Source organism: Trichocoleus sp. FACHB-46, assembly GCF_014695385.1.
Taxonomy (GTDB): domain Bacteria; phylum Cyanobacteriota; class Cyanobacteriia; order FACHB-46; family FACHB-46; genus Trichocoleus.
In genome coordinates, this window is sequence record NZ_JACJOD010000034.1 from 122,437 (window position 1) to 134,782 (window position 12,346).

Genomic DNA, 12,346 nt, shown 5'->3' on the forward strand with positions numbered 1-12,346 from the left:
TGCTTGTGTCTATGTCGTCAATCACGTCAATAAGCTGAACACTGAGGAACGGGCTTTGAAACGGACTTGGGTGCAATTACTTCTCCTATTCGTATTAGGAATTAGCCTGCTGACCATTGCTGACTTGGCGATCGCCCAATCCTTAAAGGTGCGGGTGAATCGTTGGTTGGAGGTGCGGCAGATTCAAGGGACAGTCAGCCTCTACCAAGGCCAAAAATCTCAACCCGCTCGCAATGGCAGTCGCATTCAAGCCGTAGGAGAGGGCATTCAAACGGGCGCGAAGTCTAGTGCAGTTTTAGCCGTAGATACTGGCATTGGTTTCATTAAAGTTGCAGAAAATACAAACATCCGCGTACTACAGCTAGAGCGGCTAGCGACTGGCGGCCAAGTCACCAAGCTGCAAGTGACCGGAGGACAAGCCCGCCTCCAAGTGAGAAAGTTTACCAATCCAGCGTCCCGCCTAGAAATCCTCTCCCCCGCTGGTTTAAGCGCAGTCCGTGGCACTGAGTTCGGGGTGAGTGTGCAACCAGACGGTAAAACTGGGGTTGCCACCTTGGAAGGTAAAGTGGCTGCGATCGCTCAAGGAGCCAGCGTGCCGATCCAAGCTGGGTTTCAAAGTTTAGTCATCCCTGGAGAAGCCCCCTTACCCCCAACGCCCTTACGGGAAGACACGCGGTTGCAACTCCAAGTTCTAGAGGCCGTTGGCAACAACCAAGCTCAAATTGCTGGTCAGGTGGATGTTGTTAATCTGGTATTAGTGAATGATCAACCCCTGAGCCTCGATCGCGAAGGTCAGTTTGATGTCAGAGTTGCACTGCCGCGAGAGCGCCGGATTCGGGCCGTAGTCAGAACTCCCTTGGGGAAACAGCAAATTTATGAATTGGCAGTTCCGTGAATGGGGGTTGCGACTGTTACCTGGTGGCATCACTGCTCTCCTTGTGGTTGGTCTACTAGAAGTAGGAGCTTGGCAGCCTTTAGAGCAATTATCCTATCGGTTGTTATTTCGCTTGCGGGGGGACCAAGCCTGGGATGAGCGCGTGGTCATCGTCGCGATCGATGAACCTAGTATCAAAAAATTTGGTCTCTTTCCTTGGCCTCGCCAGTACCACACGCAGTTATTGCAGCGATTAACGAAAGCCGAACCCAGCGCGATCGCCTTTGATGTGGTTTTGTCAGAACCCAGCCCGCAAGATGCCCAATTAGCAGCCGCAATGCAGGAACAAGGCCAAGTTCTGTTAGCCCAAGGATGGGACTATCTTGGCGCTCTCTTGCATATTAGTCCCCCCTTAAAGACTGCTGCACTTGATGTCGGCCATGTACTCAAACAAGAAGATGCCGACGGTGTCACTCGCAGTATTAAACCCCAAGTCAGAGGAGTGCTAGCTCTGGGTTTAGCGACGGTGCAAGTATATTCCTTAGTTCAGGAACCTGTCCGCCTCCCACCTTTAGACCAACCACTTTGGGTCAATTGGCCTGGTTCAGTGCGTGGCCTCAAGCACTACTCCTATGCAGCCGTCTTAGCGGGACAAGTGCCTGACACGGCTTTCCAGGGCAAAATTGTCTTAGTCGGCATGACTGCGATCGGCTTTGATCCCCTGCCTACTCCCTTCAATCGCAATCCCTCTGCTAGTGGTGTTCATCTCCATGCTGCTGTGGTCAGTAATCTGTTGCAGCAAAATTGGCTATACCGTCCGGCTCAAGGCTGGAGTTGGTTGTTACTAGTTGCTGGACCTGGCCTCAGTTGGATCCTGAGTCGTGGGAATACCAGTCAGCAAATTGGCATCTGGATCGGTGCTTGTTTGAGCTGGGGTATGGTCAGCCTGCTACTGTTTGAAGCAGGTTACTGGGTGCCAGTGGCAGCTCCTTTGGTCCTAGCTACGGTAACCACAGGAGCTGTCGTTCTGCACGATCGCCTCAGGGTTAACTCCTTGCTAAAAGCAAGAAGTGAGTTTCTGGCAACGATGAGCCACGAAATTCGGACACCAATGAATGCCGTGATTGGGATGACAGGGTTGTTGCTGGATACACCATTGACCGAGCAACAGCGGGACTTTGTGGAAACGATCCGCAGCAGTGGCGACGCCCTCCTGACCATTATTAATGACATTCTGGACTTCTCTAAGATTGAGTCAGGCAAGTTAGAGCTAGAGGAGCAACCATTCCAACTACGCACCTGCATTGAAGAGTGCCTGGATCTGCTTGCTGCCAGAGCTTCGGAGAAAAATTTAGAGCTAGCGTACTGGATTGATCCAGAAGTGCCTCAGTACTTGGTCGGCGACATCACCCGTATTCGGCAGATCTTGGTTAATTTGCTGAGTAACGCAGTCAAGTTTACTCACGCTGGAGAAGTCGTGGTTTCAGTTAAGGCGGGGGTAGCCACCCATTCACGATTGCAGCGGATTGATCGGCGACAGACACCAAAAGACAGCAGCAAAAAATATGAGATCTGCTTTGCGGTCAAAGATACAGGCATTGGTATTCCACCCGATCGCCTCGATCGTTTGTTTAAATCCTTCAGCCAAGCGGACTCTTCTACCACGCGCCAATATGGTGGAACTGGGCTAGGTCTCGTGATCAGTCAACGGCTCACCCAGATGATGGGGGGGCGCATGTGGGTAGAAACTCAGTTAAATCAAGGTTCAACATTCTATTTCACCTTTTTAGCCCAAGCCGTACCAGAGCTAGTTCCCAGCCAAGTGGCATCCGCTCCAGATCAGTTGGCTGGCAAGCGATTGCTGATTGTGGATGACAACGCGACCAATCGCCAGATTTTGTCCTTGCAAGCGCAGTCTTGGGAGATGTTGCCTGAGACAGTTGAGTCTGGAGCGGCCACGCTCGATCGCCTACGGCAAGAAGTATTTGATCTAGTCATTCTAGATATGCAGATGCCAGAGATGGATGGGGTCACGTTGGCAGGAGAAATTCGCAAGCTACCCGGATGCCAATACTTACCGTTGGTGATGCTTACATCTTTGGGTCGCCCAGAAGGTAATGCTCAGACGATCGCTGCCAAGTTTGCTGCCTTTTTAACAAAGCCAGTAAAACAAACACAGCTTTACAATGCGCTTTTGCAAGTGATGGGAGCCCAACCGATTCCGATTAGCGGTACTCAGCCAACTCCTACTTTTGATCGAGGCTTAGGCGATCGCCATCCCCTCCGCCTCCTACTGGCTGAGGACAATGTAGTTAACCAGAAAGTAGCCTTACGTCTGCTCGAAAAAATGGGTTACCGCGCCGATGTCGCTGGCAATGGCTTGGAAGTGCTAGACGCGCTGCATCGTCAAACCTATGATGTCGTGCTGATGGATGTGCAAATGCCCGAAATGGATGGTTTGATGGCGACTCGGCATATCTGTCGATTATGGTCACCGAGCCAGCGACCGCGACTAGTCGCCATGACCGCTAATGCTATGCAGGGCGATCGCGAAGCCTGTCTCCGGGCAGGAATGGACGACTATATCACTAAACCGATTCGGACCGAAGAATTAATTCAGGCGTTACTCCGCTGTCCACCTCAGGCAGGCTTAGAAACACATGAGTCAACCGTAGAATCTACAGTCGTGATCGACCCAAAAGCCCTAGAGGAACTCCGCGAATTGGGCGGAGAAGAAGCAGAAGCCTTGTTGCAAGAGGTGATCGACACTTACTTGGAAGATACTCCAAAACTCTTGCAAGCGATCGCCTCCGCCTGGACTATCCAAGACACCACAGCCTTTAAGCATGCCCTCCACACCCTCAAAATCACCAGCACTACTTTAGGTGCCATCACGCTCTGTCAGATTTGCCAAACCATAGAATCTCTGAATCCAGAGGTAGCGATCGCGATTCAGAATGAATGGTTGGCGCAGTTGGAGGCAGAATACCAGAAAGTAGAAGTAGCTTTGCAAGCAGAACGGCAACAAGTGCGAGCCTGAGCAGGCAAATGATCGGGTACATGATCAGGCACAATAGTTGGTCTGGGTTTTGGGCTTAATTTTCGTGCCTTATCGCTACCTTCTGTTCTACAAGCCGTACGACGTATTAACGCAATTTACAGACAATAGCTCTGTAGCGCCTCGGTCAACGCTAAAAGATTACATTCCAGTGCCAGAGATTTATCCGGTAGGCCGATTGGATCGAGACAGCGAGGGCTTGTTGTTACTCACCAACCACGGTCAACTCCAGCACCGCTTAAGCGATCCACAGTTTCAGCACCCCCGGACTTACTGGGTACAGGTAGAGCGAGTTCCCGATGCAGCGGCTCTGGCCCAGTTGCGCCAAGGTGTCGTGATTCAAGGCTATCGTACACGTCCGGCTCAGGTGCAATTGCTACCTACAGAACCTACTTTGCCGCCTCGCGAGCCACCCATTCGGTTTCGTAAAAATGTGCCAACCGCTTGGTTGGAAATCACTTTAACCGAGGGAAAAAATCGCCAAGTGCGGCGCATGACTGCTGCTGTTGGATATCCAACTTTACGCTTAGTACGAGTCGCGATCGCCCATCTCCAATTAGTAGGGCTAGAGCCAGGCCAATGGCGGGATCTGACTCCACCAGAGCAAGCGAGCTTACAACAGCTTTGCTTTCCTCGATCAAAACTTAATTAACTGCAAACCAAGGTCGGCAGTTGAATAGATACAATAGGGTATCCGTGAAAATATCGTTAAACTGTTTTATAAAAACTCAGGTCTTGGACTTGCTGTTCCGGGATTTCGGCATACTGATATGACTGACAACCACAACTTGTGAACCTGATTAGCCGACTGAGTGGCTGGTGTGAGCTCTGTCGCCCTAATCTTGCATCCTCATTCAGTCTGCACCTCATCTGTTAGTTGACCTAATGACTTCTAATCAACAACCGCGTTGGTACCAGTTTTTGGCTAAATCCGCCGCTTCAGATGAGTTGCCACCGCCGAACTTAGGTGATAAGTATCAGGTATTTTCAACCAGTTCACACCTGACTCGCGGGGAAGGGCAGCCATATCGTTCGTTCTACCAACAAAGCAGCTCGATTCAGCTTAATTTAGATGCCACAGGCACAATTGCAACGGTGAACCTGCTGGGAGCAGCATGTCTGGGTTACAGCGTGCAGGAGCTAATCGGCAACTCAGTTTTTACTTTGTTCCATCCGGACGACCGAGATTTCCTCCGAATAAAGTTAAATGAGTACTTACAAAATGTCATATCTCTGCAAGCAGGGGCAAAGACAGAAATGACTCAGTGTCAATACTGGGAATTGCGCCAGGTTTGTAAGGATGGCAGGGTGATATGGGTGAAAGCTTTTGTGCAACCAGACGCTTTTATGCAACCAAGCCTTGAACCAACCACTAACCTCAACGATAGCTGCCCTAGCAATTCACCCGTAACGACAGTACGGCTATTGTGTGAAGACATTACTGAGTGGAAGCAAGCAGAGGCAGGACTTCAGCAAGAGCGCAACTTCGTGGCGGCTGTGCTTGATACTGTCGTTAACTTAATTGTGGTTTTAGATCCTCAGGGACGTATCGTTCGCTTCAATCGTGCCTGTGAGCAAATGACTGGATACACGTTTGCAGAAGTCAAAGGCATTCCTTTCTGGGATGTTCTGCTTTTGCCAGAGGAGATTGCAGGTGTCAAAGCTGCATTTAGCCAATTACGGTCAGGATTATTTCCCAACGAGTATGAAAACTATTGGATCACAAAAGCAGGCTCCGCTCGCTTAATTGCTTGGTCTAACACAGCTATTGTAGGTAAAGAAGGCAAAGTCGAATACGTCGTTGGTACTGGCCTGGATATTACAGAGCGGCGACAGACAGAATTGGCATTGCAGCGCTCGCAGCAGCAGCAATACCAACACCTCGTGGACTCAGTCGAAGGGATTGTCTGGGAAGGCGAGGCCGAGAGTCTCCAGTTCTCCTTTGTCAGCCCTAAAGCTGAGCGAATTTTGGGCTATCCGCTGGCTGAGTGGCTGAGCGATTCGCAATTTTGGCTCCATCACATTCATCCAGACGATCGCGCTTGGGTAATGGCAACTTGCCAACGAGAAACCCAAGCTCGACGCAACCACACGATGGAATACCGCATGATTGCTCAGGATGGCCGAGTCATCTGGTTTCGAGACATGATCACGGTCGTACCTGATGCTCAGCCTATGAAGTTGCGGGGCGTCATGCTCGATATTACTGAGCGGCGTCAAGCAGAAATTGCGCTGCAAATGAGCGAAGCCCGCTATCGAGCCGTAGTTGAGCAAGCAGCAGAAGGAATTTTCTTAGTCGATGTAGAAACCAAACGGTTGTTAGAAACCAACGCTGCTTGCCAAAGCTTATTGGGTTATAGCGCTGAGGAGCTATCAACCTTGACACTCTACGATGTGGTGGCTCACGATCGCGCGGACATTGAGCGAAATATTCAACACATTCTGGCTCAGAAGCGGTATTTCATCGGGGAGCGCCAATATCGTCGCAAGGATGGCTCGTTGATTGAAGTGGAAGTGAGTGCCCATGTCGTCAGCAACCACTACTGGTCATTTTTGTGTGTGGTTGTTCATGATGTTACAGCTTATAAGCAAGCAGGGGCAGCCTTAGAGCAATCCTTGGCGTTGCTACGTGCCACCTTGGAGTCTACTGCCGACGGGATCATGGCCATTGGCGCAGATTGTCAAGTGCTGTGTGCCAACCGCAAACTGGTGGAAATGTGGGGAATTTCAGATGAATTGATGGCTGCTTCGCGGGGTGAGGAGCGCTTGCAATTCTTGGCCGCTCAAATGAAAGACCCCAATGTCTTCTTAAAAAAGATCCAAGCCTTACAAACGCAACCTGAAGCGGAAGTGAATGACCTGATTGAATTTCAGGATGGCAGAGTAGTTGAGCGCTACTCTAAACCACAGCGCTTAGGCAACCAGATTGTCGGTCGAGTTTGGAGCTTCCGGGACATTACTCAGCGCCAACAAGCAGAAGCAGCCTTAGCTCAGAGTGAGGCTAAGTGGCGATCGCTGATTCAAAACAGTTCTGACATCATTGCCATTCTGGAAGCTGATGGCACGGTGCGCTACCAGAGCCCAGCGGTGGAGCGAATTATGGGCCACTCGCCTCAGGAATTAGTGGGCAGGAATGCTCTAGAACTGATTCACCCCGAAGATGTCGAACATGTAGCACAAGCCTTTCAAGATTTAGTTGCAGGCATATTGCCTTCGCTTTCGATTGAGTTTCGTTTTCAGCACAAAGATGAAACTTGGCGCTTTATCCAATCCACAGGGACCAATTTGCTCGCTGATCCCTCAGTTTTGGGAATTGTTACCAACTCACGGGACATCACTGAGCGGAAACGAGCTGAGCGGGCTTTGCAGAAGCAAACAGAGCGAGAACGGCTCATGCGCTTCATTGCCCAACGCATTCATCAGTCACTGGATCTAGCAGAAATTCTCGATACGACCGTGGCAGAAGTGCGGCAATTTCTCCAGACCGACCGAGCCATTATTTTTCGGTTTAACCCGGATGGTAGTGGATGCGTGAGTGTGGAATCCGTCACAGAGGGTTGCCAACCTATCCTCGGTCGGGTGATTCACGATCGCTGTTTTACTCCACCTAGTGGCCCTGCCCCCTATCCTCGAATCAGAGCCATTGCCGATCTAGATGCTGCCGAGGTTGACCCTTGCTATGTGCAGATGTTGGCGGCTCTGCAAGTAAAAGCCAGCTTGGTCGTGCCCATCATGCAGGGAGACCAGTTGTGGGGCTTGTTAATTGCTCATCACTGTATTGCGCCTCGGCAGTGGTTGCCTCAAGAAGTAAATTTCCTAGAAGAGTTAGCGACTCAAGTGGCGATCGCCATCCAGCAATCGGAACTCTACCAGCAAGTGCAACGGCTCAACTCGGCTCTAGAGTCTCAAGTGATGGAGCGTACCGCCCAATTGCAGCAAGCGCTCAACTTTGAGGCCATGCTGAAGCGAATTACAGATAAGGTGCGCGATAGCCTGGACGAAAGCCAGATCTTGCAAACTGCGGTGCAAGAACTAGCGCTAGTGTTGCAAGTCGCCTGCTGCGATACCGCCCTCTACGACGCTAACTATACAACCTCCACGATCTGCTATGAGTACACCACCTCGCTCCCTGCATCTTGGGGACGAGTGTTAAAAATGACAGATTTTCCCGAACTCTACAGCCAACTCCTGCAAGGACAACATTTTCAATTTTGCGAAATCGTACCGAATCCTTGCCGAGATCGAGTATCGATGTTGGCTTGCCCCATTTTGGATGACCAAGGCGCGATCGGGGATCTATGGCTGTTCCGAGATAGAGAGGCAGCCTTTAGTGAGTTAGAGATTCGCTTGGTGCAGCAAGTGACGAATCAATGCGCGATCGCCATCCGTCAAGCCCGACTCTATCAAGAAGCTCAGGCGCAAGTGCGAGAGCTAGAAAAGCTAAATCGGCTCAAAGACGACTTTCTCAGCACCGTTTCTCATGAGTTGAGAACTCCCGTTTGCAACATCAAAATGGCAATTCAGATGTTGGAGCTGAGCCTGAATCGTGAAAACTGTCTGAACTCAGCCTCTGGTAAAACCGCTCGTTACTTGCAGGTCTTGCAGGATGAGTGCAATCGAGAGATTAGCTTAGTTAATGACCTGCTGGATTTGCAGCGCTTGGAGGTGGGCAGTCAACCCTTAACTTTAGAAATTGTGCAGCTTCAAGAGTGGATTCAGGGAGCCGCCCAACCCTTTTATGACCGAGCTCGAGGGCGAGAGCAACGCTTACGGCTAGAATTACCCACTCGTCTACCCCCCATTCTTTCTCACTCCTCCAGCCTCACCCGGATTCTGGCAGAACTGTTGAACAATGCCTGTAAGTACACCCCACCCGGTGAAGAAATTGTCGTTTCTGCTCATCCAGCGTCGGGGCGGATACAGCTCAAGGTGACTAACTTTGGGGTCGAAATTCCTGCGGCGGAGTTACCTCACATTTTTGAGAAGTTCTACCGGGTGCCCAGCACAGATCCCTGGAAGCAAGGCGGAACAGGTTTAGGGCTGGCTTTAGTCCAAAAACTTACCGAATATTTGGGAGGCAGCATTGAGGTAGAGAGTGCGGCAAGACAAACCTGCTTCACTGTAGAACTGCCTCTCACTCCTAACGACATCAGTTCAAGATAAGACCCAACAAAAATTTTGCCGTGGTTCATAATCGAGGGAGAAGCAGAGGTGGCTTGAACCAGAGTCACTACAATTGACGCAGCAGGAGGTCAGCATGGGTTTGGGTATGTTGGTGAAAGGCCAATGGATGACAGAGCGGGAGCAAGAAGATACGCAAGGCCGCTTCTTACGGCCCTCCACAACGTTCCGCCACCAAATTACCGCCGATGGTTCGAGTGGATTTAAGGCCGAACCCGATCGCTATCATCTCTATGTTTGTTGGGCTTGTCCTTGGGCGCACCGCACTGCTATTATGCGCCAATTGAAAGGCTTAGAGTCTGTGATCACTCTCTCCGCTGTTGATCCTGTGATGGGAGAAGAAGGTTGGTTTTTTTCAGATTATCCTGGCTCTATCCCTGACACGGTGAATCAGACGAAATATTTGCGCGAGATTTATCTCAAGGTAGAACCCGATTACACCGGACGAGTTACAGTGCCTGTGTTGTGGGATAAGCAGACCAACGCTATCGTCAATAACGAGTCTCGCGAAATCATTCGCATGTTGGATACAGAGTTTGGCGCGATCGCCCAAAAAGAGACAAGCTTCTATCCCGAAGATCTGCGATCGCAAATTGACCAAACCATTGATGCTATTTACCAACCAATTAACAACGGGGTGTATCGAGCCGGGTTTGCCACTCAACAGTCAGCCTACGAAGAAGCCGTTACCGAGTTGTTTGACGCGCTCGATCATTGGGAGCAAGTATTGAGCCAGCAACGATATCTCTGCGGCGATCGCCTGACGGAAGCGGATATTTGTATGTTCACCACGCTGCTGCGGTTTGATGCTGTTTACTATAGCCATTTCAAATGCAATCTGCGTCGAATCGTAGACTATCCCAATCTGTGGAACTACCTCAAAGATATTTATCAGCATCCAGAAGTCAAACCCACTTGCTACCTAGACCACATCAAGCTGCACTACTACAAAAGCCATCCCAAAGTGAATCCTACAGGCATCGTTCCGAAAGGCCCAATTATTGATTTTGATGCCCCCCACGATCGCACTCGTTTTTCCTAGGGAGAAGTTCCAGAGGTCCGTAGGGGTTTAGCATTGGGGCATAAATGGAGATACCAAAAACATAAGAGCTTGCTCCAAATGCTAAACCTTTCAAGGTAGAGCGTGGCTAGTTGGCGGCATGAACGTTGCACGGGGCATAGCATTCAGATCAAAATTTAGGACTAACGTTGTACTTTGATGGCTGAATGCTATGTCCCTACGGGTTGTTAGAAGCGAGGAACCTAGCCCCTAAACTTGCTGCTACTTCTGAGCGATGTCAATGGGTTCGAGGGTGGAGAACTGCACTAAGGGTTCGCGAGCCACACGATTAAGACCCGCAGATCCCAATAAATTAGCCCAGTCGGCAGCTAAAGCCGCATCTCGAGGATAGGAGCGACGCAACTGAGCCAAGGTGCTCAACGCTTCGTACCAGAACCCCGATTGTTTATACAGAGCAACGCGATCGCGTGGGCTAGCTTGCCGCAACTGCTGCACCAGAGCAGGACTAGGATTCACATGTTTAATCCATCCCATCACAAAGGGATTGCCTGATTTATCAGGTGCCGCTTCATTACAAACTACTGAGAAAAACCAACGATAGTTTTTACCTGCGGTTAGCCCAGATGTGACAACCGCTGGCAGCTTAAAGCTGGCAATGCCTGGTTGTGCAGCCAATCGTAATTTAGTTCTGTACACCTGTTGCTTGTTCTCGTTCTGCAAAACAAATTCAGCCGTTTTAGCAGTCGTCGGCGGAACGTGGAAGAAGAGCGTGGGATATCGATCGGTGGTGAGACTTTTAGTCTGGGCAGCTGGAATCAAAGCCGTAATAGAGTTGCGTCCCAAGCAATCTCCAGGGCGAGAACCGCCGGAAGTGCGACCTCCTGGACCGTCTTTGACCGGAGGTCTAACTGAATTGGCGATCGCTGACATTGGCAGAGCCAACGGTGCGAAGGATGAGATTAGAGCTACACAGAGGGCCGTGTAGGCTGCGTACGATTTTGTCCGATACATAGTGCTCTCCCGGATGACTACATGACAGCAGCGATCTAAATGACGGACAACCTAAAAAATCTCTTCCACTTCTCCAAAGCTTCACAAAATCTTTACAAGAGAGAATTGAAGAATCCGGATTTTTTGCCCAAGAAAGACAAAGTTTTCCGGATGAAGAAATTTGAGCGATCGCTGTTGAGTTCGCTTGGAGCTAGCATTCACTTTTTTGCTGCTTGAATTGACACCCTTTAATAAAGTTGAGCAGCAAATTTGTCAGTGGCTTCTAATAATGCTGTACGAATTCCGGGCTCCATCATTGAGTGTCCCGCGTCCGACACGACAATAAACTCCGCTTCTGGCCAAGCTTGATGCAATTCCCAAGCTGAGATCATCGGGCAAACCACATCATAACGACCTTGCACAATCACCGCCGGGATATGACGAATCTGATCAACATTTTGTAGGAGTTGGTCTTCCGGCTCAAAAAAACCATGATTCACAAAGTAATGACATTCAATCCGGGCAAAGGCATCCGCAAAGTCAGACTCCGCAAATCTCGCTTGCAAATCCGGATCGGGATATAGCTTACTTGTGCTTGCCTCCCACACCGACCAGGCACGAGCTGCCTCTAAACGCACCTGTAGATCTGGACTAGTTAAGCGCCGATGATAAGCCGCAATCAAGTCATGGCGTTCTTCGGGGGGAATGGGTTGCAGATAAGCTTCCCAAGCATCCGGAAAGATATAGCTGGCTCCCTCTTGGTAAAACCATTGCAACTCTTTTTGGCGCAGCATAAAGATACCGCGCAAAATTAGACCCAGACAGCGTTCTGGATAGGTTTGACTATAAGCTAAGGAGAGCGTACTGCCCCAACTGCCGCCGAAGACAACCCATTGCTCGATGCCTAAATGCGATCGCAGTTTTTCGATATCCTTCACCAGATCCCAGGTGGTATTCTCTCTCAGGTCTGCATGAGGTGTGCTGCGACCACATCCGCGTTGATCAAAGACGACAATTCGCCACTGTGTGGCATCAAAATATTGCCGATAGCGGGCAATACTGCCGCCCCCTGGCCCGCCATGCAGAAATACAACAGGCTTACCTTCTGGGTTCCCAGATTCCTCAAAATACAGGGTATGGAGATCAGAAACTTGTAGACTTCCGGTGCGATAGGGGGCGATCGCGGGATAGAGTTCACGAATTTGAGCGGCCATGAAACTAT

At 50.3% G+C, this 12,346-nt stretch carries 7 protein-coding genes; 5 read left to right on the forward strand and 2 right to left on the reverse strand.

The genetic code is table 11. The annotated features are described in order from the left end of the window. Positions 1-55 precede the first annotated feature (55 nt). The 5 genes from H6F72_RS22400 to H6F72_RS22420 all read left to right on the forward strand — a co-directional run bounded on the left by H6F72_RS22400 (position 56) and on the right by H6F72_RS22420 (position 10,155). The gene (locus H6F72_RS22400; RefSeq protein ID WP_190441050.1) at positions 56-895 is read left to right on the forward strand and encodes a FecR domain-containing protein; all 840 of its coding nucleotides are present in this window, start codon (positions 56-58) and stop codon (positions 893-895) included. Next, positions 876-3,914, forward strand: a complete 3,039-nt coding sequence (locus tag H6F72_RS22405) for a CHASE2 domain-containing protein (protein WP_190441053.1) — start codon at positions 876-878, stop codon at positions 3,912-3,914. Before H6F72_RS22400 ends, H6F72_RS22405 begins: the two co-directional genes overlap by 20 nt. Before the next feature lie 64 nt (positions 3,915-3,978). Beyond that, positions 3,979-4,584: a pseudouridine synthase gene (locus H6F72_RS22410; RefSeq protein ID WP_190441055.1), complete on the forward strand. Its 606-nt coding sequence runs from the start codon at positions 3,979-3,981 to the stop codon at positions 4,582-4,584. A gap of 233 nt (positions 4,585-4,817) precedes the next feature. Then, positions 4,818-9,095 carry a PAS domain S-box protein gene (locus H6F72_RS22415; protein ID WP_190441058.1) on the forward strand — a complete coding sequence of 1,426 codons (4,278 nt, stop codon included), beginning with the start codon at positions 4,818-4,820 and terminating at the stop codon, positions 9,093-9,095. 94 nt (positions 9,096-9,189) lie between these two features. After that, positions 9,190-10,155, forward strand: coding sequence for a glutathione S-transferase family protein (locus H6F72_RS22420; protein WP_304940955.1), 966 nt, complete (start codon positions 9,190-9,192; stop codon positions 10,153-10,155). Between the two features lie 240 nt (positions 10,156-10,395). Here H6F72_RS22420 and H6F72_RS22425 read toward each other — a convergent pair whose 3' ends face one another. Further along, the gene (locus tag H6F72_RS22425; protein ID WP_190441060.1) at positions 10,396-11,145 is read right to left on the reverse strand and encodes a DUF928 domain-containing protein; all 750 of its coding nucleotides are present in this window, start codon (positions 11,143-11,145) and stop codon (positions 10,396-10,398) included. Between the two features lie 227 nt (positions 11,146-11,372). Further along, positions 11,373-12,338 carry a prolyl aminopeptidase gene (gene pip, locus H6F72_RS22430; protein ID WP_199299233.1) on the reverse strand — a complete coding sequence of 322 codons (966 nt, stop codon included), beginning with the start codon at positions 12,336-12,338 and terminating at the stop codon, positions 11,373-11,375. Between the last annotated feature and the right edge of the window lie 8 nt (positions 12,339-12,346).

Bases quoted from the DNA above. Each gene is read 5' to 3' on its own strand.
- H6F72_RS22425 (WP_190441060.1), bottom strand. From the start codon at position 11,145: ATGTATCGGACAAAATCGTACGCAGCCTACACGGCCCTCTGTGTAGCT.
- pip (WP_199299233.1), bottom strand. From the start codon at position 12,338: ATGGCCGCTCAAATTCGTGAACTCTATCCCGCGATCGCCCCCTATCGC.
- H6F72_RS22415 (WP_190441058.1), top strand. From the start codon at position 4,818: ATGACTTCTAATCAACAACCGCGTTGGTACCAGTTTTTGGCTAAATCC.
- H6F72_RS22405 (WP_190441053.1), top strand. From the start codon at position 876: ATGAATTGGCAGTTCCGTGAATGGGGGTTGCGACTGTTACCTGGTGGC.
- H6F72_RS22420 (WP_304940955.1), top strand. From the start codon at position 9,190: ATGGGTTTGGGTATGTTGGTGAAAGGCCAATGGATGACAGAGCGGGAG.